At 67.8% G+C, this 25,573-nt stretch carries 22 protein-coding genes; 11 read left to right on the top strand and 11 right to left on the bottom strand.

Annotated elements, in window-relative coordinates:
• Nucleotides 1-24 precede the first annotated feature (24 nt).
• From ACLARN_RS26000 to ACLARN_RS25990, 3 genes are all read right to left on the bottom strand, one after another.
• Complete coding sequence (locus tag ACLARN_RS26000; protein ID WP_409494069.1) at nucleotides 25-2,124, bottom strand: MMPL family transporter; 2,100 nt, start codon at nucleotides 2,122-2,124, stop codon at nucleotides 25-27.
• Nucleotides 2,125-2,233: 109 nt separating this feature from the next.
• Entirely contained in the window at nucleotides 2,234-2,902 is a 669-nt protein-coding gene (locus ACLARN_RS25995) for a response regulator (RefSeq protein ID WP_409494068.1), read from the bottom strand.
• Entirely contained in the window at nucleotides 2,899-3,975 is a 1,077-nt protein-coding gene (locus tag ACLARN_RS25990; RefSeq protein WP_409494067.1) for a sensor histidine kinase, read from the bottom strand. The genes ACLARN_RS25995 and ACLARN_RS25990 overlap by 4 nt, the downstream gene beginning before the upstream one ends.
• Nucleotides 3,976-4,073: 98 nt before the next feature.
• Between ACLARN_RS25990 and ACLARN_RS25985 the strand changes: the two genes are divergently transcribed.
• The 5 genes from ACLARN_RS25985 to ACLARN_RS25965 all read left to right on the top strand — a co-directional run bounded on the left by ACLARN_RS25985 (nucleotide 4,074) and on the right by ACLARN_RS25965 (nucleotide 8,380).
• Nucleotides 4,074-4,631 carry a helix-turn-helix domain-containing protein gene (locus tag ACLARN_RS25985; protein ID WP_409494066.1) on the top strand — a complete coding sequence of 186 codons (558 nt, stop codon included), beginning with the start codon at nucleotides 4,074-4,076 and terminating at the stop codon, nucleotides 4,629-4,631.
• Nucleotides 4,624-5,511 carry an SRPBCC domain-containing protein gene (locus ACLARN_RS25980; RefSeq protein ID WP_409494065.1) on the top strand — a complete coding sequence of 296 codons (888 nt, stop codon included), beginning with the start codon at nucleotides 4,624-4,626 and terminating at the stop codon, nucleotides 5,509-5,511. The genes ACLARN_RS25985 and ACLARN_RS25980 overlap by 8 nt, the downstream gene beginning before the upstream one ends.
• Nucleotides 5,512-5,520: 9 nt before the next feature.
• Nucleotides 5,521-6,273 carry an SDR family NAD(P)-dependent oxidoreductase gene (locus ACLARN_RS25975; protein ID WP_409494064.1) on the top strand — a complete coding sequence of 251 codons (753 nt, stop codon included), beginning with the start codon at nucleotides 5,521-5,523 and terminating at the stop codon, nucleotides 6,271-6,273.
• 137 nt (nucleotides 6,274-6,410) lie between these two features.
• On the top strand, nucleotides 6,411-6,896 hold the full coding sequence (locus ACLARN_RS25970) for a DUF3761 domain-containing protein (RefSeq protein ID WP_409494063.1): 486 nt from the start codon (nucleotides 6,411-6,413) through the stop codon (nucleotides 6,894-6,896).
• A 56-nt stretch (nucleotides 6,897-6,952) separates the two neighbouring features.
• Nucleotides 6,953-8,380 (top strand): MFS transporter, encoded by a 1,428-nt coding sequence (locus ACLARN_RS25965; RefSeq protein ID WP_409494062.1) that lies wholly within the window; start codon nucleotides 6,953-6,955, stop codon nucleotides 8,378-8,380.
• A gap of 194 nt (nucleotides 8,381-8,574) precedes the next feature.
• Here ACLARN_RS25965 and ACLARN_RS25960 read toward each other — a convergent pair whose 3' ends face one another.
• Together ACLARN_RS25960 and ACLARN_RS25955 are read right to left on the bottom strand one after the other, a co-directional pair.
• Complete coding sequence (locus tag ACLARN_RS25960) at nucleotides 8,575-10,128, bottom strand: acetolactate synthase large subunit (RefSeq protein WP_409494061.1); 1,554 nt, start codon at nucleotides 10,126-10,128, stop codon at nucleotides 8,575-8,577.
• 12 nt (nucleotides 10,129-10,140) lie between these two features.
• Entirely contained in the window at nucleotides 10,141-11,523 is a 1,383-nt protein-coding gene (locus ACLARN_RS25955; RefSeq protein ID WP_409494060.1) for an FAD-binding oxidoreductase, read from the bottom strand.
• 200 nt (nucleotides 11,524-11,723) lie between these two features.
• On the opposite strand from ACLARN_RS25955, the gene ACLARN_RS25950 reads away from it, so the two are divergent.
• A complete protein-coding gene (locus ACLARN_RS25950; protein WP_409494059.1) occupies nucleotides 11,724-12,512 on the top strand; it encodes a Calx-beta domain-containing protein in 789 nt (262 codons plus the stop codon).
• On the opposite strand, the gene ACLARN_RS25945 is transcribed toward ACLARN_RS25950, so the two are convergent.
• Nucleotides 12,496-15,459 carry a BTAD domain-containing putative transcriptional regulator gene (locus tag ACLARN_RS25945; protein ID WP_409494085.1) on the bottom strand — a complete coding sequence of 988 codons (2,964 nt, stop codon included), beginning with the start codon at nucleotides 15,457-15,459 and terminating at the stop codon, nucleotides 12,496-12,498. The genes ACLARN_RS25950 and ACLARN_RS25945 overlap by 17 nt on opposite strands.
• A 173-nt stretch (nucleotides 15,460-15,632) precedes the next feature.
• Here ACLARN_RS25945 and ACLARN_RS25940 point away from each other — a divergent pair, with 173 nt between their 5' ends.
• The gene (locus ACLARN_RS25940) at nucleotides 15,633-16,613 is read left to right on the top strand and encodes a hypothetical protein (RefSeq protein WP_409494058.1); all 981 of its coding nucleotides are present in this window, start codon (nucleotides 15,633-15,635) and stop codon (nucleotides 16,611-16,613) included.
• 62 nt (nucleotides 16,614-16,675) lie between these two features.
• Here the strand turns inward: ACLARN_RS25940 and ACLARN_RS25935 are convergent, their stop codons facing one another.
• Complete coding sequence (locus ACLARN_RS25935) at nucleotides 16,676-17,173, bottom strand: DUF3830 family protein (protein ID WP_409494057.1); 498 nt, start codon at nucleotides 17,171-17,173, stop codon at nucleotides 16,676-16,678.
• A complete protein-coding gene (locus tag ACLARN_RS25930; RefSeq protein WP_409494056.1) occupies nucleotides 17,173-18,423 on the bottom strand; it encodes an aspartate aminotransferase family protein in 1,251 nt (416 codons plus the stop codon). Before ACLARN_RS25930 ends, ACLARN_RS25935 begins: the two co-directional genes overlap by 1 nt.
• A gap of 88 nt (nucleotides 18,424-18,511) precedes the next feature.
• Between ACLARN_RS25930 and ACLARN_RS25925 the strand changes: the two genes are divergently transcribed.
• The 3 genes from ACLARN_RS25925 to ACLARN_RS25915 all read left to right on the top strand — a co-directional run bounded on the left by ACLARN_RS25925 (nucleotide 18,512) and on the right by ACLARN_RS25915 (nucleotide 22,070).
• Nucleotides 18,512-19,975 (top strand): NAD-dependent succinate-semialdehyde dehydrogenase, encoded by a 1,464-nt coding sequence (locus ACLARN_RS25925; RefSeq protein WP_409494055.1) that lies wholly within the window; start codon nucleotides 18,512-18,514, stop codon nucleotides 19,973-19,975.
• A gap of 11 nt (nucleotides 19,976-19,986) precedes the next feature.
• Nucleotides 19,987-21,048 carry a tartrate dehydrogenase gene (locus tag ACLARN_RS25920; protein ID WP_409494084.1) on the top strand — a complete coding sequence of 354 codons (1,062 nt, stop codon included), beginning with the start codon at nucleotides 19,987-19,989 and terminating at the stop codon, nucleotides 21,046-21,048.
• A 545-nt stretch (nucleotides 21,049-21,593) separates the two neighbouring features.
• A complete protein-coding gene (locus ACLARN_RS25915) occupies nucleotides 21,594-22,070 on the top strand; it encodes a DUF4262 domain-containing protein (RefSeq protein WP_409494054.1) in 477 nt (158 codons plus the stop codon).
• Nucleotides 22,071-22,232: 162 nt separating this feature from the next.
• On the opposite strand, the gene ACLARN_RS25910 is transcribed toward ACLARN_RS25915, so the two are convergent.
• The 3 genes from ACLARN_RS25910 to ACLARN_RS25900 are packed head-to-tail and all read right to left on the bottom strand — an operon-like array spanning nucleotide 22,233 to nucleotide 24,483.
• Nucleotides 22,233-22,925: a GntR family transcriptional regulator gene (locus ACLARN_RS25910; RefSeq protein ID WP_409494053.1), complete on the bottom strand. Its 693-nt coding sequence runs from the start codon at nucleotides 22,923-22,925 to the stop codon at nucleotides 22,233-22,235.
• Nucleotides 22,926-22,928: 3 nt separating this feature from the next.
• Nucleotides 22,929-23,699 (bottom strand): maleate cis-trans isomerase, encoded by a 771-nt coding sequence (locus ACLARN_RS25905; RefSeq protein ID WP_409494052.1) that lies wholly within the window; start codon nucleotides 23,697-23,699, stop codon nucleotides 22,929-22,931.
• Between the two features lie 43 nt (nucleotides 23,700-23,742).
• Nucleotides 23,743-24,483 (bottom strand): Asp/Glu/hydantoin racemase, encoded by a 741-nt coding sequence (locus tag ACLARN_RS25900; protein ID WP_409494051.1) that lies wholly within the window; start codon nucleotides 24,481-24,483, stop codon nucleotides 23,743-23,745.
• 100 nt (nucleotides 24,484-24,583) lie between these two features.
• On the opposite strand from ACLARN_RS25900, the gene ACLARN_RS25895 reads away from it, so the two are divergent.
• Entirely contained in the window at nucleotides 24,584-25,573 is a 990-nt protein-coding gene (locus tag ACLARN_RS25895) for a D-2-hydroxyacid dehydrogenase (protein WP_409494050.1), read from the top strand.

Genomic DNA, 25,573 nt, shown 5'->3' with positions numbered 1-25,573 from the left:
GGGGCCTTTCATGTCGTCCAGGGGCTAGCGGGACGAAGGTTCCAGCGCCACGTGCGGCAGCCGCCGGTCCAGCCAGCGCGGCAGCCACCAGGCGCGTTCCCCGAGCAGCCGCATCACCGCGGGCACCACGAGACAGCGGATGACGAACGCGTCCACCAGGACCGCCACCGCGAGCCCGAGGCCGAACTGCGCCAGCATCCGGTCCGGGTTGAGCAGGAAGGCCCCGAACACCAGGATCATGATCACCGCCGCGGCCGTGATCACTCCTCCGGTGGAGGCGAGCCCTTCGCGGACGGCGTGGCGCGCGTCGCCGGTGTGCCGCCATTCCTCGTGCATCCGGGACACCAGGAACACCTCGTAGTCCATGGAAAGCCCGAACACGATCGCGAAGATCAGCACCGGCACGAACGCCTCGATCGGTCCCGGCTGCACTCCGAACAGGCCGTCGCCGAACACGGCCGTCATCACGCCGAGCGCCGCGCCGATGCTCAGCAGGTTCAGCACGGCCGCCTTGAGTGGGATCAGGATCGAGCGGAACACCACCATCAGCAGCAAAGCCGACAGCCCGACGACCACCAGGACGAACAGCGGCAATCGGTCGCCGACGGCGTCCGCGAAGTCCACCGCCGCCGCGACACTCCCGCCGACCAGGTACTTGCCGGGCAGACCCGGCAGCACCTCGGTCCGCAGCCGCTCGACCAGTTCACCGGTCGCCTCGTCCTGCGGCGACGACGCGGGGAACGCGAGCACCGTCGTGACGCCCTGCCCCATCGGCGGTGTCACTTGGGCGATGCCCGGGGTGGCTTCGAGTTTCCGTTGCAGCGCAAAGCCGTCACCATTCTCCGTCACCACGATCAGTGGCTCGCTGAAGCCGGGTCCGAAGCCTTCCGACATCAGGTCGTAGGCCTTCCGGGTGGTCGACGCCGCCGGATCCGTGCCGGCGTCCGCGAAGCCGAGGCGCATGCCGAGGGCCGGGAGCGCGAGTCCGATGAGGACGATCAGGCCGATCGCGAGCGGGACCAGCGGCCGCCGCTGCACCGCGTCGCCGAGTTTGCCCCAGGCCTTGCCGTGTTCGCGCTTCTCGGCGTGTTTGCGGATGCCCTTCTCCAGGCGGCGGCCGAAAAGGGAGAGCAACGCGGGCAGCAGGGTGATCGACGCGAGCATCGTCACCAGAACGGTCAGCGCCACCGCGAGGGCGACACCGCGCAGCGAGCCGAGACCGAGCGCGAGCAGACCCAGCAGCGCGATGATCACCGTGCCACCGGCGAACAGCACCGAGCGTCCCGCGGTGTCGAGTGCGCGCCGCGCCGCCTGTTCACGGTCGAGACCACCCAGGATCTCGCTGCGATAGCGGGAAAAGATGAGCAGCGCGTAGTCCACGCCGACGCCGAACCCGACCAGCATCATCAGCGGCGTGGTGTAGCTCGCGATGTCGACGAACCTGCTGACGAGCACGATCACGCCGAGCGTGCTGCCGACGGCGAAGATCGCCGCGATCACCGGGAGCCCGGCGGCGAGGACCGAGCGGAACAGGAAGACGAGCACCACCAACGCGGCCAGCAACCCGATGCCCTCCGACGGCCCGCCACCTCCACCGGTCCGCTTGATCGGATCACCGCCGAGTTCGACCTGGAGCCCGGCCGATTCCGCCTTCTTCGCGGTGTCGACGACACGCACGATGTCGTCGTAGGGCAGGTCCTTCGACTCCTGGTCGAAAGCGATCGCGGCGTAACCGATCGTGCCTTCGCGCGAGACGGCCGACGGGGTGTCGAACGGACTCGTCACCGTCTTGACGTGGGGTTGGTTCCGGACTTCGGCGAGCATCGAGTCGATCGGTCCGCGTGCGGTCGCGAGTCCGCTTTCGGTCTTGAAGACGATCTCGGCGGTCGCCCCGGTCTGAGCGGGCGCCTGTGTCTTGAACAGGTCCATGATCTGCTGGGATTCGGTACCCGGCAGGGAGTGATCGTCGTGGTAGGCGCTGCCCGCCATTTGCGAACCGACGGTGACGCCGACGAGGGTGAGCAGCCAGAGCGATACAGCGAGCCAGCGGTGGCGCTGCGACCAGCCTGCCAGTCGCGAAAGGCCGCCCCCAGGCCGTCTTTCGGAGCGCGTGATGGTGTCCATGGCGGAAAGGATCGGCTTTTCCCGCCCGCATATCGTCGGGCTGCGGCGGGCACTCCGGCCACAACTTCTGGGTACCCCTAAGGCGCCTCCCGTACTACCGGGGTTGTGGTCACGGCGTCAGCCAGCGAGGGGTGACCATGCCCGATTCATAGGCCAGCACGACGAGTTGCGCTCGATCGCGGACGTCCACTTTGGTCATGATCCGGCTGACGTGCGTCTTCGCCGTCGCCGGGCTGAGCACGAGTTCCTTCGCGATCTCGTTGTTGGAAAGCCCGGCCGCCACCAGGCTCATCACCTCGCGTTCCCGCTCGGTGAGCCGGTTCAGCACCGGCGAGGGAGTGGGACGGGCGACCCGGCCGGCGAATTCGGAGATCAGGCGGCGGGTGATCGACGGCGCGAGTAGCGCGTCGCCCCTCGCGACCACTCGGACGCCGTGGATCAGTTCCTCCGGTTCGGTGTCCTTGACCAGGAATCCGCTGGCGCCCGCGCGCAGCGCGCCGTAGACCTCCTCGTCGAGGTCGAAGGTGGTGAGGATGACGACCTTGAGGCCGGTCAGCGCCGGGTCTTCGAGCAGATGCCTGGTCGCGGTGAGCCCGTCCATCCCCGGCATGCGGATGTCCATCAGGACCACGTCGGGCTTGTGTTCGTGCGCGGCTTCGAGGGACTCGCGTCCATCGGCGGCTTCCGCGACGACCGTGATGTCGTCCTCACTGTCCAAAATGGATTTGAACCCGGCGCGGACCAGCCGCTGGTCGTCGACGAGCAGCACCCGGATCATGTCGCTGCCCGCGAAGGAAGCCGGGCGCGCACGCGGAATCCGCCGTCTTCACGAGCGGACGCGGTCAGTTCGCCGCCGAGCGCCTCGGCGCGTTCGGTCATCCCGCGGATCCCGTTGCCGGGTTTCGCCGCGCCACCCCGGCCGTCGTCGTCGATCTGCACGGACACATCATGGTCGGTGTAACCGATCCGCACCACGACGGTGTCCGCGGCGGCGTGGCGGGCGACGTTGGTCAACGCCTCCTGAACGACGCGGAAGGCGGCGTGCTCGACGTCTGGCGGCAGATCCCTTGCCGTGCCGTCGATCTCGGTCCGGACGGTGAGCCCGTGCGCGCTCGCCGACTCGGCCAGTTCGGCGACCCCGGCCAGGCTCGGCGTATCCGCCTGCCGAAGGAGGCCCAAAGTGGCGCGGAGTTCCCGCAACGCCTCCTTGCTCGTCTGCTTGATCGTGGTGAGCGCTTCTTCGGACTTGGCCGGATCCTTGCCGTGCAGCGCGGCGCCCGCCTGGACGTTGATGAGCGCGAGATTGTGGCCGAGGACGTCGTGCAGTTCGCGGGCGATCCGAAGCCGTTCGTCGGCCGCCCGGCGCTGTGCTTCGGCTTCCTTGGTGTGCTCGGCTTCGCGGCGGTAGTACGTCACGGCTCCGACCGCGACCAGCGCGACGAACCAGCCCGCCATCAGCAGGAACGCGAAGTTGTCGACCTGTCGTGCGGTGCGCGCCTGCGCTTCGCCGATCGCGACACCGCCCATCGATGCCGCCGCGACGACCGCCGCGCTGCGGATCCGTCCCGTCGATGCGTTGTTGTACAGCGCGAAGGCGAACGCGAGCAGTACGAACCCATCGGGATCGGTTTGCGGGTAGTAGATCGCGCAGCACGCCGCGGTGAAGACCGCGACGGGGAGCGGGTACCGGCGGCGCAGGAACAGCGCGGCGCAGGCGAGCACCGCGCAGACCCAGCCGATGACCGCGTTGCGCGGGGGCTCGTCGCTGCCGCCGAGTGAGACCACGACAGAACCTGCGAGCACCGCCAGGGTGACCGCGAGTTCCACTGTGTACCGCCGCAGGAACGCCACACGACGAGAGTAGCGCGATCCGACGCGATTGACAAAATAGATTTTTACGTTCAAACTTATTTTTGTGATCGAAGTGGCGCAGTGAAGGACGTGGTGCTTTGAAAGATGTGGAGTACCTGGAGCGGCTCGAGCAGGCGGAGGCGTTGCTGAAGCCGCAGCGGGTGGACGTCCTGCGGCAACTGGCGGAGCCGCGGTCCTGCACCGAGGTGGCGGCGGCGCTGGATCAGACTCCGCAACGGATCTATTACCACGTGAAAAAGCTGGTGGAAGCCGGTCTCGTCACGCAGGTGTCGGAACGCAAGGTGCGCGGCATCAGCGAGGGCGTGTATCAGGCGAATGCGCGTTCGTATTGGTTGTCGCCGGGGCTGGTCGGCCGGATCGGCCCGCGGGCGGCGCGGGACGAACTGAGCCTCGGCTATCTGCTGGACCTCATGGAGGAGGTCCAGGCGGACGTCGCCGCGCTCGACCGGACCGCGCCGGAACTGCCGTCGATCGGCGTCTCCGGCGAGATCCGGGTGGAGCCGGAGCGGCGCCAGGAGTTCCTCGACGAACTGAAGACGACTTTGCAGGATCTGTTCACCCGCTACGGCGGAGCGGAAGGCGACGCCTTCAAACTCGCCGTGGCCTGTTACCCAAAAGGAGATGCCCGTGACTGAACCGGCGAGCTTCCAGGTGCGCGTGCGCGCGCCGATCGACGAGGTCTGGCACGCACTGATCGACCCCGGGGCACTGCGCACGTGGTTTTCCGAACACGCGGAAGTCGACCTGCCGTCCCGCTACGAGTTCTGGGGCCGCTACACGCCGGATGGCGAAGTCCCGCGTCAGCGGCTGTTGCTGGCCGAGGACAACGTTCTGCGGTTCGCCTGGACCATCGACGATACGGAGACCGTCGTCGAGCTCAAGCTGGCGGAAGACGGAGACGGAACCTCTTTGTCGTACAGCCAGACCGGTCTGCCGGACTTCGCCGCGCTGATTGCGGACTCGGACTCGCCGCTCGGCATGATGCACACGTTCTGGGCGCTGGCCGTCGCGAACCTCGTCGATCACGTCGAGGGACGTCCGATCACCGGCCGCTGCGATCTCACCTCCCCGGTGATGCGGGAAGAAGTGCTCATCGACGCGGCGCGACCGGAGGTCTACCGCTCGATCACCGATCCCGCCGAGTTCACGCGCTGGTTCGGCGCGCGGATCGAAGCCGAGATGCGTGTCGGCGGACGCTGGGCGATGGGCTCGCTGGAGATGGACCCGGACCCGGCGAAGATCGTCGATCTGGTACCCGACGGGAGGATGACGCTCGCGTACGAGGAAGGCATCGTGACGTCCTGGGAACTCGAGGACTCCGGCGGTGGCACGAAACTGACGTTCGTCCAAAGTGGATTCTCCGGCGAGAAGCCGCCGTATGGCTCCTGGATGGGCTGGCTCAGTGGCGTGGCCGAACTGCGCCGGTTCCACGAGGTCGACATGTGGCTTCCGATCTGGGTCGACGTCCACTTGGACGGAATGCCCGAAGGACTCATCGCGCTGGATGGGAAGTAGGAGGATCCGATGTTGCTCGAAGGCAGGAACGCGATCGTCTACGGTGCGGCGGGAGGGATCGGTGGCGCGGTGGCCCGCGGGTTCGCGAGGGAGGGCGCGACAGTCCATCTCGTCGGCCGCACGCTTGAGAAACTCGACGCGCTGGCCGACGAAATCCGTTCGGCGGGCGGGAAAGCCGAGACCGCGCAGTTCGACGCGCTCGACGAAACGGCCATCGACGAGCACGCCGCTTCGGTGGTTTCTTCGGCGGGCAGCGTCGACATCTCGATGAACGTGATCGCGCACAACGACGTCCAGGGCACCCCGCTGGCCGAGATGTCGTTGGCGGACTTCGAAAGCCCGGTACGGACGGCGGTACGGACGAACTTCCTGACCGCGCGGGCAGCCGCCCGGCACATGATCGGGCAGGGGTCCGGGGTGATCCTGATGTTCGGCGGGGACGGCGATCCCTTGCCGGGGTATCACCTCGGCGGGCTGCAAGTCGCGTTCAGCGCGATGGAAGCGTTGCGGCGAGGGCTGGCGTGCGAACTCGGACCGCACGGCATCCGGGTGGTGACCCTGCGTACCGGCGGGATCCCGGAGACGATCCCCGCGGATGCCGGACTCGACGACGCCATCCGCGACATGGTCGACTCCACGATGCTCAAACGGACCGCGTCCTTGGAAGACGTCGGCCGCGTCGCCGCCTTCGCCGCGTCCGATCACGCGCGCAGCATGACGGCGACGGCGCTGAACATCAGTTGCGGCACGATGGTCGACTAGGCCATGTCTCCCAACCTGAAGTCGGCAGGTTGGGAGAGGACACGCGCGCTTTGAGAGACACAGCCTTCTCCATCCGGCAGTAACACCGGCGAACGATCTCCCGACTACGCGGCACCACCACGTGTCGGGAGGCCGTTATGCCGAAGAGAACGACGAAGCTGGGCATGGCTCTGGCGATCGGGCTTCTGGTCGCCGGGGGTTGCGGTGTGGAGACCGTGCCCTCCGGGCGGGTCACGCCGCAAAGCGGCTCGGTGTCGACGTCATCGACGCTGTCGACGCCGACCAGTAGCTGGGCGCCGCCCACCACGACCACGGCGACTCCGACACCGACGTCTCAGCAGTTCGTGCCACCGACCACGGCCGCGGTCGAGGTGCCGAAGCAGGTCGAGCCGCCGCCGTCGAAAGCACGTCCTAAGACGACGCCCACGGCGAAGGCGCCGAGCCTGGCTGAGTGCGGCAGCGACTACTACCGCAACACCGACGGTGTCTGTGTCCACCGGCCGGCGACCGGACCCGGCGCGGCCGACGGTGCGACCGCCCTCTGCAAGGACGGTTCCTATAGCTACAGCCAGAATCGCCGAGGTACTTGTTCTGGCCATGGTGGGGTCCGCACCTGGTTGTGATCCCGTCGGTGAACCGTTCACCTCGAAGGGGGTGCTGTGTAAGGTCCGATCATGGGATGCGCATGAGGAAACCGGTCGGTAGGGCACCTTCGCCCCGGATCTTCGTCGTCGTACTCGCCACCTGTGGTCTGGTGGCCTCGTTCATGCAGACGCTCGTCGTCCCGCTGATCCCGGCGTTTCCGCGGCTGCTCAACACGACCCCGTCCGACGCGTCGTGGGTGGTGACGGCGACTCTGATCGCCGGGGCCGTGGTGATGCCGGTGAGTGGCAGGCTCGGCGATCTCTACGGCAAGCGCCGGTTGTTGCTGATCAGCCTGGGTTTCCTGGTCGCCGGTTCGGTGGTGTCCGCGCTGACCAGTTCGCTCGCGCTGATGGTCGTCGGCCGCGGGTTGCAGGGCTGCGCGATGGGCGCGATCCCGTTGGGGATCAGCATCATGCGCGACGAACTCGCGCCCGAACGCGTCGGCGCGGCGATCTCGGTGATGAGTTCGACGCTGGGTGTCGGCGGCGCCATCGGGCTTCCCGTGTCGGCGCTGGTCGCGCAGAACGCCGACTGGCATGTCCTGTTCTGGGCGTCGGCGGGGCTCGGGCTCGCCTGCGGCCTGCTGATCCTGTTCGTGGTGCCGGAGTCGCCGGTGAAGACACCCGCGCCGTTCGACTATCTCGGCGCGGTGGGGCTGACGGTCGGCCTGGTCTGCCTGCTGTTGCCGATCGTCAAGGGCGGTGAATGGGGCTGGGGCAGCGGCCGCACGCTCGGCTTCGCCGGGACCGCGGTCGGAATCCTGCTGGTCTGGGGCGTCTACCAGCTCCGGCGCCGCGATCCGCTCGTGGACCTGCGGGTCTCCGCGCGGCGTCCGGTGCTGTTCACCAACCTGGCGTCGATCATGATCGGGTTCGCGCTGTACTCGCTGGCGCTGTCGTTCCCGCAGTTGCTGCAAGCACCCGCGTCGACCGGCTACGGCCTCGGCCTGACGATGGTGCAGGCCGGGCTCTGCCTGGCGCCGAACGGGGTGGTCATGTTCATGCTGTCGCCGGTTTCGGCCCGGCTCATCGAGCGCCACGGACCGCGCACGACGCTGATGGTCGGCGCCGCCACCATCGCGGCCGGTTATGTCTTCGCGACCTTGTTGATGGACAACGCCTTCGAGCTGATCACGGCCTCGATCATCATCGGTGGCGGCGTCGGCATCGCCTACGCGGCGATGCCCGCGCTGATCATGGGCTCGGTCCCGGTCACCGAAACCGCGTCCGCGAACGGGCTGAACTCGTTGATGCGGTCCGTCGGCACGTCGACGTCCAGCGCGGTGATGGCGACCATGCTCTCGTCGCTGGCGATCACCGTCGGCGGGGTTTCGGTCCCCTCCGCCGAAGGCTTCCGGATGAGTTTCGTGGTCGCCGCCGGTGCGGCACTCCTGGGTCTCGTCTTGACCGCTTTCGTCCCGAAGCAACGCCAGTCCGAACCTCTGGTCGCCTCTGTCCACTAGCCTCGCGTGATCCTGCGGATCTTACGCGAGATCTCCGTCTGATCACGCGTAACCGCCGTCTGATCACGCGAGATCGCCATCTTCGGAACGAAACCCAACATCAAACAAGCAGGATCGCGCGACACTAGCCCGCGTGAGATGAAAGGCCCCTTCATCGCAAATTTCGCAATGAAGGGGCCTTTCATCTCACGTACTCAGAACAGCGTCGGAACGATCGCGTCGATCAGGTGCGGTCCCGGCTCGGCCAGCGCGCGCTGGAACTGCTCGGCGAGCTCCTCCGCGGTCGTCGCCCTTGTCGCGGGAACGCCCATGCCCTCGGCGATCTTGACGAAGTCCATGTCCGGCCGCGAGAGGTCGAGCAATTCGTTCGCCTTGGGGCCGTTGGCGTCCGCGCCGACGCGCTGCAACTCCAGCCGCAGGATCGCGTACGCGCGGTTGTTCAGCAGGACCGTGGTGACGTCGAGGTTCTCCCGCGCCTGCGTCCACAGCGCCGAGATCGTGTACAGCGCGCTGCCGTCGGCCTGAAGGTTGATCACCGGCCGGTCCGGGGCCGCGACGGCCGCGCCGGTCGCGACGGGCATGCCGTAGCCGATCGCGCCGCCGGTCAGGGTCAGCACGTCGTGCCGGGGCGCCCCCGCGGTCGCGGCGGGCAGCAGCAGACCGGAGGTGTTCGCCTCGTCCGCGATGATCGCGCGTTCCGGCAGCAGCGCGCCGATCACCTCGACCCAGTTCTGCGGCGTCAGCGGCCCGGACGGCAGCGCGGGCCGCGCGGCCTCCTGCAACACCGGCTCCGTCTCGGCGGCGACCAGATCCGCGACGTCGCTCAGGGCACGCGGGACGTCCTGCCCGACCTCGGCCAGCACGTGGACCTGCGCGCCTTCGGGGACCAGGTTGCTCGCCTTGCCGGGGTAGGCGAAGAACGACACGGGCGCCTTCGTCCCGGCGACGATCACGTGCTTGATCCCGTCGAGCTGGTACGCGACCTGCTCGGCGAGGTAGCCCAGCCGCTCGATCGTCGGCAGGCCCTCGCCGCGCTCGAGTCGGGCGGGGAACGTCTCGACGAACGTCTTCACCCCGGTCGCGGCGCCGATCCGGCTGGTCGCGCGCAACCCGGCTTCGCGGCAGCCGTTGCCGCCGACGAGCAGCGCGACCGGTTCACCGCTTGCCAGCACCTCGGCGATCTTCTTCACCTTCGTCGCGTCGACGGCCTGCGGGATCCGCGGCGGGATGGGCGCGCAGGTCTCGCCGCCCTCGCCCCAGGACGCGTCGGCGGGAAGGATCAGGGTCGCGATCTGTCCGGGCGCGTCCTGCGACGCGGCGACCGCCGCGGCGGCGTCGGCGCCGACGTCCTTCGTGTGCTCGGAGCGGCGGACCCAGCCTTCGAGGGAACCGGCGACGGCTTCGATGTCCGATTCGAGCGGGGCGTCGTATTGCTTGTGGTAAGTCGCGTGATCGCCGATCACGTTGACGATCGGAGTGTGCGCGCGGCGCGCGTTGTGCAGGTTCGCCAGCCCGTTCCCGAGGCCGGGGCCGAGGTGCAGCAGCGTGGCCGCCGGCTTGTCGGCGATGCGCGCGTACCCGTCCGCGGCGCCGGTCACGACGCCTTCGAACAAGCCGAGCACGCCACGCATCTCGGGCACGGTGTCGAGCGCCGCCACGAAATGCATCTCCGAGGTGCCCGGATTCGAGAAGCACACGTCGACGCCACTGTCGACCAGGGTGCGGATCAGGGACTGGGCGCCGTTCATCTCACTCACTTTTCAAGCCCTCTCAGCGAAAAGAACACCAGGGTTGAGGATCCCGGCGGGGTCGAAGCTCTCCTTGATCCGGCGCATCAGCGCGATCTTCGCCGGGTCCTCCAGGTCGAGGAAGTAGCCGGACTTGGCCTTCCCGAGGCCGTGCTCGCCGGAGATCGCGCCGCCGAGTTCCATGCCGAGCGCGAAGATGTCGGCCAGCAGTTTCTTCCGCTTCTCCTGGTCCTTGCAGAAGATGGCGAGGTGGACGTTGCCGTCACCGGCGTGCCCGCAGCCGAGTGCGCCCGCCTCGCGAGACAGCGCCATTTCCCTGGCCTTGCGCAGGAACTCGGGCATCGCGGACCTCGGGACGACCACGTCGATGACGTCGTCGGCTCCGGCCGCCTTCGCCGTCCAGAAGGCCTTCTCACGCGCTTCGATCAGCTTGCGCGCCGAACTGCCTTCGAGCACGTACACATCCATCGCGCCGACGTCGCCCAGCAGACCGCCGAGTTCTTCGATATCGGCGTGCAGCCGGTTGTTGTCGCGGTTTTCCAACGCCACCACCAGATACGCCTGTGCGGTGTCGCGGATCTTGTCCGGCACGCCGAGACTGAGCTTCTCGTTGTAACTGATCGCCGCGAGCGTCAGGTTGTCGATGTACTCGAGGATGTGCGGCGCCAGCCCACTGGAGATGATCTTCGGGACGACGGTCATCACCTCGTCGAAGGTCTCGAACGGGGCGAGGACCGTGGCGCCGTGCGGCAGGCGCGGGTACAGCTTCACGATGACCTCGGTCGCGATCGCGAGGGTGCCTTCGGAGCCGATGATCAGCTGGGTCAGGTCGTACCCGGTCGACACCTTCGAGGTCTTGCCGCCGGTGCGGATGATCTCGCCGGTCGGCAGCACCGCCTGCAAGCCCACGACGTTGTGCCGCGTGACGCCGTACTTGACCGCGCGCATGCCGCCCGCGTTCGTCCCGACGTTGCCGCCGACACTCGCGCTCAGTTCACCGGGGTAGACCGTGTAGCCGAGCCCGGCCTCGGCGGTCTTTTCGTCCAAATCGGACAGTGTGACGCCGGGCTGGACGACGGCGACGTGGTTTTCGGTGTCGATCTCCAGTACCGCGTTCATTCGCTCGAAGGAGATCACCAGGCTGTCTTCGCGTGGTTGCGCGCCACCAGAAAGCCCGGTGCCCGATCCCCTCGCGGTCACCGGCACGCCGTGTTCGCCCGCTGCCTTGAGCAGCTTCGCGACCTCCTCGGCGGTTCCCGGTTTCGCCAGGTAGGCGGGCTGCTGCGGCGTGGCAGTCAATGCCTCGTCGTGTGCGTAGTCCTCGGGGATCGCCTCGCCTGAAAGCAGATTCGCGTCCCCGACGATCTCGGCGAACCGTGCCGCAACATCGCCCATCGACAGCCCTTCCTCGCGCGTCTTTGCCTGGTTACCGAAGCGTAGTACGTCGTGGGCGGCGATGGCCATGAATCATTTTCATGTTTGACCGTGTTCGCTGGGCCACCCCTCACAACCTCGCGACAACCTCACTCGGTTACCCATGTCGCAGCGGGTCGCGGTGGCCCGCCGGAAGGGGTGGACTCTCGATGGGACCAACGATGAGACGGATCGCGACGCTGGGGGCGGCGCTCGCGGTCACGTTCGGACTCACGGTACCGGTGGCTGAAGGCGGGGAAGCGGGCTGCACGGCGCCCGTGGTGAACGTCAGCGGCGTCAGCCAGGCCGAGGGAACAAGCACCGGGTACACCACCCTCGTCTTCACCGTTTCCGTCGCCGATGGCGGTTGCGCGCCGCAGGGCTCGGTCGAGTACCGGACGATCGAAGGCAACGGCTCGCCGATCGATCCGGCGGTCACCGCCAAGGAAGGCGTCGACTACCTGCCGAGCGCCGGCACGCTGACCTGGTCCGGGAGCACGGACGCGCAGACCGTCGCGGTCAAGGTCCGCGCCGACGCCCTCGTCGAGAACGACGAGATGTTCTCTCTCCGGCTTTACGGCGAGAAGGGCGTGCGGATCGGACACAGTGTCGGAGTCGCATGGGTGGCTGACGACGACGCGACCAAGACCGCGCCGCTGGCCACCACCCAGGAAGGTGAAATCTGCTGGTCGATCCCTCCCAATTTCGCACCGGGGGCCACCTGCAAGGTGCCCATCGTGCTCTCCCGGCCGGTGGCCGGACCGCTCACGATCCGCTATCGCACCGAGGGCTCCGGTCACGTGCCGGTGAAGGACGGTGTCGTCACCTTCCCGCGCGGTGAGACCAGGGGATACGCCGAATTCACGTACCTGCCCGGTCAAGCGGGAAAGGCGCGGGTCGAGTTCTTCGAGCCGTCGCAGGGCAGGCTCGTGTACTCCACCTCGACCATGGTGATCAGCCCCGCCCGGTGACGAGGTCGGCGTCGGCCGTCGCGTTCGCCCGCCGGTACAGCTCGATCGCTCGAGCCCAGTGGGTGGCCGCGGCGGCCGTGTCGCCGCACCGCGCCTCCAAGTCGCCGAGGTCGCGGTGCAGATGAGCCTCCTCGTACGGATCCGGGACGCCCGCCCGGACCGCGAGGCCGCGCTCAAGGTTTTCCCTGGCCGCCGCGAGATCGCCGAGCCCCAGGTGGGCGCGGCCGAGCCGGTCGAGCGCGGCGGCTTCGCTGTGCCGGTTCCCGACGTCCCGGCTGATCGACAGCGCTTGGTCGAAGTCGTCCCGCGCGGCGAGGAAGTCGCGGCGGGAAAGGTGGACCTGACCGGCGTGCAGCAGTGATTCCCACTCCTGCCACCGGTCGCCGATCGCCCGGGACGCGGCCAGCGCCTTGCCGAGATGCTCCAGCGCGACGTCGTGATCGCCGAGTTCCTCGTAGGCCTCGCCGAGTGTGTCCAGGGTGGCGGCCTCCAGCCGGGCGTTGCCGAGTTCGCGGAACGTCTCCAGCGCGGCCGCCAGCGGGGTGAGCCCGTCCATCGGCTGGCCACGCCGGATGTAGGCGTGGCCGAGATTGCGCTGGGACAGCGCACGCCCGAGCCGGTTGCCCGCCGAAGTGCACCGTTCCACCGCGAGCCGGTACGCGGTGATCGCCTCGTCGAACCGGCGCAGCGCGGCATAGGCGTTCGCGGTGTTGTTGTAGATATGCCCTTCGCCTTCGAGATCGCCCGCCGCGCGGGCGGCCTTCAGCGCGCGGGCGTTGGTTTCGAGCGCGTCTGTCAGCCTGCGGGTCATGAAGTAGGCCGCGCCCAGCGCGCGCAGCATTTCCGCCTCCGCCAAGGGATCGTCGAGTTCCGCGGCCGCCGCGGCACCTTCGCGGCAGAGTCCGATCCGCTCGTTCCAGCCGCCCATGGTGTCGTAGAAACTGGTGAGCAGATAGGTGAGCTGCCAGGCGGCGGTGTTGCGGCCGTGTTCGCGCGCGAACCGCACCACGGGCAGCAGATTCGCGCGTTCGGCACCCAGGAACGCCAGTGCCGCACGCCTTTCCGCCGGGAACGGCCGCTCGGGCGCGGGGTGACGCAACGCCGGGGTGACCAGGTCGCGGTTCGGGTCGATGATCCGGTTCGCCTCGGCGGCGACGTGCAGGTACCAGTCGATCAGCCGGTCCGCCGCCTCGGCGCGGCTCGATGTCGTTTCGTCGGCGCGGGCGCACGCGACGGCGAATTCGCGGATCAGATCGTGGAAGCGGTAGCGGTCCTGGCCCGCCGGGGTGATCAGATGCGCGGCGGACAGCGCGGCGACCGCCGCCCGGCCCGCTTCGGCGGGCACCCCGCACAACGCGCTTCCGAGGGCCGAGCTGAACGACGTCCCCGGAGTCGACCCGGCCAGCCGGAACACCTGCGCCGGCGCGTGGTCCAACGGTAGGTAGGCGCTCGCGAGAACGGTTTCGACCGTCCGGGAATCTCCTTGCACCGCAAGGGTTTCCAGGCGTCCGACGCCGGTCAGTTCGCGGGTGAGCTCCGCGATCGGACGGCCCGGCTCACCGGTCAGGCGCGCGGCGGCGATCCGCAACGCCAGCGGCATCCCGTCGCACAGCCTTGCCAGGCGCGCGGCCTGCTCGGGTTCGCGGGCGACCCGGTCGGTGCCCAGGACGCGGGTGAGCAGGGTCATCGACTCCGGGTCGGCCAGCGCGTCGAGGGCGAGTACGCGGACGGCGTGCCTGCTGCCGAGCGCGGCCAGGGTCTGCCTGCTGGTCACGATCAGCATCGTCTTCGCCGTCCCGGGGACGAGCGGCAGGATCTGGTCGACGCCGCCCGCGTTGTCGGCGACGATCACGCAACGCCTGCCGTGCAACAGCGAGCGATAGAGCGCCGCGCGTTCGGGTATCGCGTCGGGCAGCCGATCGTCGGGGAGGCCGAGCCCCCGCGACAGATGGGCGAGCGCGTCACCCGGCGAGACCGCTTCTTGCGGGTCGTGCCCGGCGAGGTCGAGGAAGAGCTGCCCGTCGGGGAAGCGGTCGGCGATGCGGTGCGCCCACTGCACGGCGAGCGCGGATTTCCCCATCCCGGCGGCACCGGAGATGACCACGACCGGCGGTTCGGGTTCGTCGAGCAGCCGGTCCAGCGACGCGAGTTCCTGCTGTCTTCCGGTGAAATGCCCGACACGGGCGGGAAGCTGCGCGGGCGCCGTACCCCGCGCGGGCGCGTCGAGTTCGGGCGCCCGGCGCAGGATCGCCGTATGCAGTTCGACCAGCTCCGGGCCGGGGTCGGCGCCGAACTCCTCGGCGAGGCCCCGGCGTACGGACTGGAAGGTTTCGAGTGCTTCGGCGTGCCTGCCGCAGCGATGCAGGGCGAGCATGTGCAGCGCGGCGAGCCGTTCGCGGTAGGGATGGCTCGCCCTCAGGCGCGGTAGTTCCCGGACGACCTCGTCGTGGCCACCGAGCCGGAGTTCGGCGTCCCACAGCTCTTCCCAGGCGGACAGCCACAGCTCTTGGAGGCGTTCGACCTCGCGTAATCCCCAGCCGTCGAGTTCGGCGTCCGCGAAGGCTTCGCCGCGCCAGAGCCGCAACGCCTCGCGCAAGGCGGTCACCGCCTGGCCGGGATTGTTCCGTTTGGCGGCACGAAGTTCCTCCTCGAAGCGCAGCGCGTCGACCGAGGACGGCGCGACCGTCAAGACGTACCCGGGTTTGCGCGTCAGCAGGACCGGCGGGAACCCGCTGTCCTCCAGTGCCTGCCGGATCCTGGCGACGTGGCTGTGCAGGGTCTTCACCGCGGTTCGGGGCGGGTCCTCGCCCCAGAGGACGTCGACCAGCCGGGGGATCGGCACGATCGTGCCCGCGTGCAGGGCCAATACGCCGAGCACGGCTCGCTGGCGGGCGCCGTGAAGCTCCGCCCGCCCGGTGGGACCGATCGCTTCGACCGGGCCCAGCACCCGCAATTCCCCTGGCCCGGGCACCCTGCTCCCTCCGGCATGTGACCTCGGTGAGCGTATCCGGGGGAAGACTCACCGAAATCGGCCAATTAGGGCACAAGATCCCGACAACCGCGCCACAACCGGCCTGTCCGACGGTCAGCAGGTCGAATGTTTCGCCCAAGGAGGGAAACATGATCAGCAGGAACCCGCGGCGCCGCCGAACCTTGATCGCCTCGGCCGCACTGGCCGTCGCGACGTTGTTCGCAGGTGTCGCACCGGCGGTGCAGGCCGCACCGGAAGCCCGCAGCGACGTCTTCATCCGGGACAACGGAAACGACTACGGGTACGAGGACTCGTCCGGCTCGCTCTACTCCAGCCCCGACGTCCGGGTGTGCTTCACACAGATCTTGTGCGCCACCGACGACCCGATCGTCCAGGGCGGCGACGCCTTCATCCACGTCACACTGAACCGCCCCGGCCCGTACGGTGACGGATACGAGAAGGGGAACCTGCAAGTCTGGTACACCAAACAGGGCACCGTGGCCCAGTGGCCGAACCAGTGGAACTACATCGGTTCGGCAGCCAACGTGGACGTGCCCTACGGCACCAAGACGGTCATCATCCCGTGGAAGGTCCCGATCGGCTCGCACTTCTGCCTGCTGGCACGGTGGCTCTCGCCGACCGACCTGCCGACGGAAGGCCTGAGCACGTCCACCAACACCCGGAAGAACAACAACATCGCCTGGCACAACGTGAACGCGGTGCCCGCGAAGATCAAGATCCCGCAGTTCCGGCCGATCGTGTTCGGTTGGGACGGTCGTGAACCCACGGCGGTCGGCGACATCGTCTTCACCCAGCCGGGCAAGCCGTTCACCGGTCCGGGACGGATCACCATCGACCTCGGTCCCGACCTCGCCGCACGCTGGCGGGCAGGCGGCGCGAAGGGTGAAGGCATCGAACGGGTCGGCGAGACCGAACTGGCCATCGTGAACCCGCAAAAGGCCCGGATCAGCGGGCTTACGTTCAAGTCGGGTGAGCAGGTGCCCGCCCAGTTGAGCTTCACCGCGGGCGCCGAGGCTCTCGAAGGGAAGTACACCGTCCACGTGACCCAGGTCGACCAGCGCGGCAACGAAGTCGGCGGCGTCGAGTACCGGATCACCGGCGTTCAGTAAGCCAGGGAGGGGTGCCGGCCTGTGGGAGGTGAGGGTGGGGAACCCTCACCTCCCACAGGCTTTTACGCGCGTGCGAACGAGAGCGTCTCGCCCTCGACACCTCGCAACCAGAGGTCCTGCGCGGCCTCCGCCATTTCGGCCAGTCCCTCTTCGATCGTCGCGAACACGTTGCCGGGCACCCAGCCCGCGTCGCCGTTGATCAGCAGGTTGTTGCGGCCGTAGAAGATCGCGAGATCCGTCGCGCCCTGGTCGCTGTGTGCCTCACTGCCGTCGTCGTAGCCGTACGCCGGGTTGCCGATCTCCCACGCCTCGAACCCGAAGTACACGACATCACCCGGAATCGGGGTCACCGTGGGGTTTTCCCGGCCAGGCTTCGGTTCGGCGAAGGGCGGCACGAGGGTGTAGACCTCGTTGCGCGCGTACTTCGCGTGATAGGCCGAACCGCTCTGCGGCAACGCGTCCCACACCGCGCGGCAGGTCCGCGGGGCTTCGGCGTCGAGCAGCCGGGCCCGGCAGGACACTCCGCGCTTGTCGAGGGTGATCGTGATGTAGCGGGCCATCACTCGACCCCCGCCACGACGTCACCCCAGATCCGCAGCGCCTCGTCGACCTGCTCGGTATCGACGATCAGCGGCGGCACCATCCGGACGACGTTCATGTACGCCCCGCAGGTCAGCAGCAGTAACCCGTTGGCGGACGCGGCTTTCTGCGCCGCCTGGGCCTTCACCGTGTCCGGCTCGCCGTCCGGCGTGGTGAACTCGGAACCGACCAGCAGCCCCAGTCCTCGGACGTCGCCGATCGACGGTGACTTGTCCGCGATCACCCGCACGCCTTCGAGCAGCTGGCGGCCGCGTTCGGCGGCGTTCTCGACCAGCCCCTCCCGCTGGATCACCTCGAGCGTGGCGATCGCCGCCGCGCAGGCCACCGCGTTACCGCCGTAAGTACCGCCCTGCGAACCGGGGAGTGCCTTCGCCATCAGCTCCTCGGACGCGGCGATGGCCGAGATCGGGAACCCGCTCGCGAGTCCCTTCGCGATGAGCACGATGTCCGGGCACACCCTGAAGTGGTCGTGTCCCCAGAACTTGCCCGTCCGGCCGAAGCCGGTCTGGATCTCGTCCATCACCAGCAGGATCCCGTGCTTGTCCGCGCGTTCCCGGATCCCGGCCAGGAACTCGGGGTTCGCCGGGACGTACCCGCCCTCGCCGAGCACCGGCTCGATGAAGAACGCGGCCGTCTCGTTCGGCGCGCAGACCGTCGCGAACAGGTAGTCGAGCTCGCGCAGGGCGAACTTCGTCGCCGTCTCCTCGTCCCAGCCGTAGTGGAAGGCGTACGGGAAGGGCGCGACGTGCACACCGGACATCAGCGGCGAGATCCCGGCACTGAATCGCGTGCCCGAGGTCGTCATGGTCGCCGCCGCGACGGTCCGGCCGTGGAAACCGCCCTGGAAGACGATGACGTTGGGCCGCTTGGTCGCCTGTCGCGACAGCCGGAGCGCCGCCTCGACCGCTTCGCTGCCCGAGTTCGCGTAGAAGAGGGAATTCAGGCCTTCCGGCAGGACGCCGCCCAGCTTCTCGGTCAGCTCCAGCATCGGCTTGTGCATCACCGTCGTGTACTGCCCGTGGATGAGTTTGCCGATCTGCTCCTGCGCGGCGCTCACCACGTGTGGGTGGCAGTGGCCAGTGCTGGTCACGCCGATACCGGCGGTGAAGTCCAGGTGACGTTTGCCATCGGTGTCGTAGAGGTACACCCCTTCACCGTGGTCGACCACGACCGGCGTTGCCTGCTTGAGCAGCGGTGATAGCTGGGCCATGGGCTGCGCTCCTAGGTCGGCTGAGCTGTTGTCGATTGTTGACAATATCCATAGCATGGCGTTCGGGACAACATGGAGGAGCGTTGGGATGAGCTCGATCAGTGAGGCCGGCGTAGTCGCGGCGGTCGACAAGGAACTGTTCATCGGCGGCAAGTGGGTGCCCGCCACGAGCGGGAAGACCTTCCCCGTTCTCGACCCCTCGACAGGTGAAGCCCTGTGCGAGGTGGCCGACGCGTCACCGGCGGACGGTGTCAGCGCACTCGACGCCGCCGTGGCCGCACAGGCCGCCTGGGCGAACGTCGCCCCGCGCGAACGCGGCGAGATCCTGCGCCGCGCCTACGAGCTGCTCATCAAGCGCGCCGACGAACTCGCGCTGCTGATGACCCTCGAGATGGGCAAGCCACTCGCGGAGTCGAAAGGCGAGGTCACCTACGCGGCTGAATTCTTCCGCTGGTTCGCGGAAGAGGCCGTCCGGATCGACGGTGGCTACGCCGTCGCCCCCAACGGCACCGGTCGCTTCCTGGTGACGAAGCAGCCCGTCGGGCCGTGTCTGCTGATCACGCCCTGGAACTTCCCCATGGCGATGGGCACCCGCAAGATCGGGCCCGCGGTCGCGGCAGGCTGCACGATGATCATCAAGCCCGCTGCTCAAACCCCCCTTTCGATGCTGGCCCTCGCGGCGATCCTCGCCGAAGCGGGACTGCCCGAAGGTGTGCTGAACGTGCTCACGACCTCGGACTCCGGCGGCGTGATGGAGCCGCTGATCCGCGACGGCCGTGCCCGGAAGCTGTCCTTCACCGGCTCGACCGGAGTCGGGCGGAAGCTGTTGGAACAGTGTGCGGACAAGGTGCTCCGCACCTCGATGGAACTCGGTGGCAACGCTCCTTTCCTGGTCTTCGAAGACGCCGACCTCGACGCGGCCGTCGAAGGCGCGATGACCGCGAAGATGCGCAACATCGGCGAGGCCTGCACGGCCGCGAACCGCTTCTATGTCCAACGAGGCATCGTCGGTGAGTTCTCCCGGCGCCTCACCGAGCGCATGGAGGCCCTGCCGATGGGGCGCGGCACCGAGGAAGGTGTCGTCGTCGGCCCGCTCATCGATGAAGCCGCGGTCGAGAAGGTGAGCGGCCTCGTCGCGGACGCCACCGAGCGAGGAGCACGCGTCCTCACCGGTGGGTCTACTGTGGACGGTCCGGGTAACTTCTATCAGGCCACAGTGCTCACCGACGTACCCAAGGACGCCAGGCTGGCTTCGGAGGAGATCTTCGGGCCGGTCGCCCCGATCACTCCGTTCGACAGCGAGGACGAGGCCATCGCGGCGGCGAACGACACCGAATTCGGTCTCGTGTCCTACGTGTACACCTCCGATCTCAAGCGGGCACTGCGGGTTTCGGAACGACTGGAAGCCGGCATGATCGGCCTCAACCAGGGGCTGGTCTCGAACCCGGCGGCACCGTTCGGCGGGATCAAGCAGTCGGGACTCGGTCGTGAAGGCGGCACCGTCGGCATCGAAGAGTTCCTCGAGACCAAGTACATCGCGGTGGCTCTGTGAGTTCTCAAGCAGTGAGTTCTTCTTATCGCATCGCCAGCATTCCCGGCGACGGGATCGGTGTAGACGTCACGGTCGAGGCCCGCAAGGTTCTCGACCGTGCGGCGGTGTCACATGGGTTTTCCTTGTCCTGGAAGGAATTCGATTGGAGCTGTGAGCGGTACACCAAGGTCGGCTCGATGATGCCGGACGACGGCATCGAGCAGCTTTCCCGGTTCGACGGGATCTTCCTCGGTGCAGTCGGCTTTCCCGGTGTGCCGGACCATGTCTCGTTGTGGGGTCTCCTCATTCCGGTGCGGCGCGCGTTCACCCAGTACGTCAATCTCCGGCCGGTCCGGTTGCTCCCTGGGACGACTTCGGCACTGGCAGGCCGGAGCGCCGAAGAACTGGAGATGGTGATCGTCCGCGAGAACTCCGAGGGCGAGTACTCGGAGATCGGTGGCAGGCACAATCGTGGTCAGGGGAACGAGTTCGTCTTACAGGAATCCGTGTTCACGCGGGTCGGGGTGGAGCGGATCATCCGTTATGCCTTCGAGCTGGCGAAGACGCGGACAGGACGCGTTTGCTCGGCGACGAAGTCCAACGGGCTCATTCACTCGATGCCGTTCTGGGACGAGATCTTCTTCGAAATCGCTTCGGAATACCCGGACGTGCACGCCGAACAGTGCCATGTCGACGCGCTCGCCGCGCGAATGGTGCAGGCGCCGGACCGGCTCGACGTCGTGGTCGCTTCCAATCTGTTCGGCGACATCCTGAGCGACCTGGCGGCGGCCGTGACGGGCGGACTCGGAATGGCGCCTTCGGGCAACATCAATCCATCTGGCGAGTTTCCTTCCATGTTCGAGGCGGTACACGGTAGCGCTCCCGACATCGCCGGACAGGGCATCGCGAATCCGGTGGCGCAGATCCTGGCGGGTGCGATGCTGCTCGACCATCTCGGGGAAACCGCTGCGGCACAAGACGTTCACGCCGCGGTGGAGAAGGTGCTCGAGGAGGGGGCCGTGCGAACCCCTGACCTCGGCGGGAAGTCCACCACCGCCGAACTCGGGTCCGCGGTGGTCGCCGCTCTATCTTGAACCATCCGCATAGTGGCGTGTCAAGTCCCGGGATGTCATGAACGGTCCGTTCATGACATCCCGGGTGATGTGGTCGGCTGGTGACGCGCGTTAAGTACGTGAAAGGGTCCTTCGCGTACTTATTGAGGGGTCGGGCCCGGTGGCGTCGGGTGAGGGGTGTGTGGAAATAGGGACGTTGAGTGCCCCTATTTCCACACACCCCCTCCGGGTCCGGTGGTCACAGGGACTTTCGTGCGGGACTGTGTGGATTTTGGGTCATCTAACGCCCCAAAATCCACACAGTGAGAGACGCGGTCCGGCATCGGGACCGCGCCCGAACACGACACCCTTGCTCTACCTCTCGGACACCCGCTCATGACCCACCTGTCCTGCCGCGCGAATTCAAGTCGCTCAACAAGATAAAATTCGCGCAAGTCCCTGCCTCGCAACGGAAAACTGCGGAAGCAAGGCCTCCGTATCGCCCGAGTGCTCACTCGAGCCGCGAGTTTTTGTCGGTGCCCCGGTGCACAGTGTCGATCATCGATTCGACGACTGGAGGAGTGCCGATGTGCTGGCATTGCGACAACCCGGGGAAGACCCGCGACGACTACCTCCTCGAGGAGGTCCGTCCGTTGATCCGGAAGTACGGCTGGATGGTGCAGACCGTCGAGCGTGGAGCCGTCCACCCCGGCTTCGCCTACACGGTCGGGCTCACCGATGCAGGGCTGCCGGAGCTCGTCGTCACCGGCTTGAGAGAGCGAAGATCCGGTCAGCTGCTGAACTATTTCGCTCAGGAGGTGGTCCGGTCGGGGCCGCCGGAATGCGGCGAGGTACTGCCCGCGGCGGTGGGATGGCCCGCGTTCGAGGTCGTTCCGCTCAGCTCTCCCTCGGCGCACATGCTCACCGCCGTTCTCTTGTACGGTGATGATTTCCGTGCCCTGCAACTGGTCTACGAGGACGAGCACGGAAACTGGCCGTGGGACAGGGAGTTTCGCGGCGGGACCGGCGGGCAGCCGGTGCTGGGGGCGCGGGGCCGTGGCTGAATCCCTCAGCGGTCACCATCGGAAGTCCTCCGGGGTCTCGACGGCCCAGCTTCCCGCTGGACGCACGGCCGCAGTACAGCACCGGTACGAGGACCTCGCGGCCGCACGCCCAGCGGAAACCTGGATCCACCGAATACCCCGGAGGACCTTCGATGGCAACCACTAAGGCACCGCGGGAGCTTCGCCCTCTCGCAGGCTGGTCCCCGGCGCCAGCCGCTGGACGGCGTCCTCCATATGGGCTTCCAGCAACGACAGCGCGGTCTCTTCGTCGCCCGCGCGCAGGGCCTCGATGATCCGGGTGTGCTCGGTGACCCGTTCTTCGACCTGCTGATAGGTCCCCTGCAGGGCGGTGAGGCACATCCGGGTCTCGATCAGCAGGGTCCGTGCCATGCGCACGAGCCGCTTGCTGCCGGAAGCGGCGATCAGTGCCTCGTGGAAACGGAGGTCCGCCCACGACAGGGCGGTCGGATCGTCGTCGTCGGCGGCGACGGCCATGGCGCCCACGGCCTGTTCGAGTTCGGTGGCGACCTTCTCCCGGTCGCCGCGCAGGGCTCGCAGCATCGCGGCGCGCTCGATGGCCGAGCGTGCCGCGTAGATGTCGTAGACGTCGCCGGGTTCGAGGTCGATCACGAACAGGCCGCGGTGACGCTCGCTGCGCAGGAGCCCCTCGGAGACGAGGTGCTGCATCGCCTCTCGCAGCGGCCCCCGCGAGACTTGGAACCGGGAGGCCAGGTCGGTTTCACCGAGCTGGGTGCCGGGAGGAAGAGCGCCGGTCATGATCGCGTCCCGCAACTGGCGCGCGATGATCCCGGCGGTCGATTCCCGGCTGACCGGCTCGATATCCGGCAAGGACATGGTTCAGTTGCCTCTCTTGCCGAACAGGGCGCCCAGTGTGCGGACGAGCGGGGACTTCCCGGTGAGCCGCAGGCCCTCCCAGACGGTGACCTGATTGGCGGTCAGCACCGGTTTGCCGAGCCGGGTCTCGAGCGTGTTGATCTCGCCGAGCGTCCGCATCGCGGTGTCGGGGACGAGCAGCGCGTCGGCGGCCGGGTGGTCGCGGCTCACCGCGAGTTCGACGACGGCTTCCGGGCTGAGTTCGCCGACCTCGGCGGCGGTGTCGATGTCCGCACTGCCCATCGAAACCACTTCGATCCCGCCAGCACCGAGGAACTCGACGAACAATCTGGCGACGTCGTCCGGGTAGCTGGCGGCGACTGCGACCCGCCGGACGCCGAGTGCCTGAGCGGCGTGGACGAAGGCGAAGGAGGTGCTTGACGCCGGGACGCCGGCCACGGCGGCCAGCCGGTCGGCCTGGTCGCGGGCGCCTTCCCAGCCGTAGACGAAGCTGCCGCTCGTGCACGCCCACACCACCGCGTCCGGTTCGTGTTTGGCCAGCAGCGCGGCGCCGTCGGCGAGACGGCTTTCGCTGCCGAGGTCCAGGAGTTCGGGCACGGCGTGCAGATCGGTCCCGTAGATGTGCTCGACCGGCAGCTTGATCCCGGCCATGTCCCCGCCGAGGAGCTGCTCCGCGAGCGGGTAGTCGTCTTCGGCCGCGTGATCGGGGTAGATGAACCCGATCGTGGTCGTCTCGGACGGCGGCTCGGGCGGGGTGAGCGGCGAGATGGGCACGGAACCTCCGGAGGCAGATTGTCGACAATCGTAGGGGAAGAGGTCAATCGACCTCGCGGAGCCACTTGCCGGGCCCGACGATCGGCAGATGCATCCGCCGGAGGCAGGCCCACATCGTGAGCTGGTTCGCGGTGAGGACGGGTTTGCCGAGCGCGCTTTCGAGCGGCTCGATCAGATCGTAGGTGGGGAGGTTGGTACAGCTGACGAAGATGGCGTCCGCGTCGGCGTGGTCGGCGGCGAGGATGCGTTCGGCGATGGTCCGGTAGCTGACCTTCCAGATGCCGCCACCCAGGCCGAGGTGGTCGCTCGAGACGGTGTGCACGCCGAGTTCGGCCAGGAAGTCGTGCAGCTTCCCGGTCAGGTCGCCGTCATAGGGCGTCAGCACCGAGACCCGCTGGAGGTCGAGCTGGTGCAGAACTTCGGCCAGCGCCCCGGACGTGGTGACGGCGTCCGGCGCGCCGGCGTCGCAGATCGCCTTGGTCAAGGAGCGTTCGTAATCCACACCGTTGACGAAACTGCCGGAGGTGCACAGATAGGCGACGACTTCGGGCTCCACGTGGAGCACGTCTCTCGTGGCGGCGGCGAGGTGCCTGCTGTCACTGACGAGCTGGGCCATCTCCATGCTGACGGGCACGGGTTCGTATGGCGTCCGTGCCAGATGGAGGGAGACCTCCATGGGCACCCAGCGCCACAGCTCGCGTTCCAGGGCGAGGTCGAACGGAGCGATCACGCCGATGCCGCGTTGCGCCAAGGGCCCTTCGAACTCCAATAAGTCGAAATCCAAGTTTCAGCCTCCGGAGAACTTCTGCTGTCACAGGTCCGGTGCTCCGGGGGTCGTTCCTCGGATTGTTGACAATCATACGAGCCACTTTTACGGTGTCAATGTGATCGCCTCGGAGACCCCTGTTCTGGCGGTGCTCTGCGGAGACGCACGCCCACCGGATATGCGCGCTATCGAAGCCGAAGCGGTGGTTCGTTACACCGACGAGGCCGGGTTGGCCGATGCGTTGTCCGGAGCTGACGCACTCTTCGTCTACGACTTCCTGTCGACCGCCGTTCCGGGTGCCTGGCCCGCGGCCGACCGCCTTCGCTGGCTGCACATCGCCAGCGCGGGGGTCGATCCCGTGCTGTTCCCCGGGTTGCAGGGGAGCGACGTCGTGCTCACCAACTCGCGCGGGGTATTCGACGGGGCGATCGCCGAGTACGTCCTCGGTGTCGTCCTCACGTTCGCCAAGGACTTCGTCCGTTCGTGGGACCTGCAGCGGCAGAAGAAGTGGAAGCACCGGGAGAGTGAACGGGTCTCCGGTCGCCGGGTCCTCGTGGTCGGCACCGGGCCGATCGGCCGGTCGATCGCGCGGCTGCTGCGGGCCGCCGGGATGTCGGTGGCCGGTGTCGGGCGACGTGCCCGCACGGGCGATCCCGACTTCGGTGACGTATACGCGTCCTCGGAGCTGGTACACCATCTGGCCGAGGCGGACTATGTCGTCGCGGTCGCGCCACTGACGGAGCAGACGAAGGGCATGTTCGACGCCGAGACCTTCGCCGCGATGAAACCCGGCGCGCGGTTCGTCAACGTCGGCCGCGGTGAACTGGTCGTCACCTCCGACCTGGTCGGCGCGCTGCGGGACGGGCCGCTCGGAGGTGCGGCGCTCGACGTCTTCGACACCGAGCCGCTGCCGCCCGAGAGTCCTTTGTGGACCATGGAGAACGTGCTGATCTCGCCGCATATGTCGGGTGACTTCGTCGGCTGGCGGAATACTCTGGTAGAGGTGTTCGCGGACAACTTCCGTCGCTGGCGCGCGGGGGAGCCACTGCGCAACGTCGTGGACAAGCAGCTCGGGTACGTGCCGTCGGAGACGCTTCGCCAAGGTTAG

Origin of the sequence: Amycolatopsis sp. cmx-11-12 (assembly GCF_046269425.1) — a bacterium.
Lineage (GTDB): Bacteria > Actinomycetota > Actinomycetes > Mycobacteriales > Pseudonocardiaceae > Amycolatopsis.
Note: the sequence above shows the minus strand (reverse complement) of the source record. Positions and strands in the feature narration are given on the sequence as shown.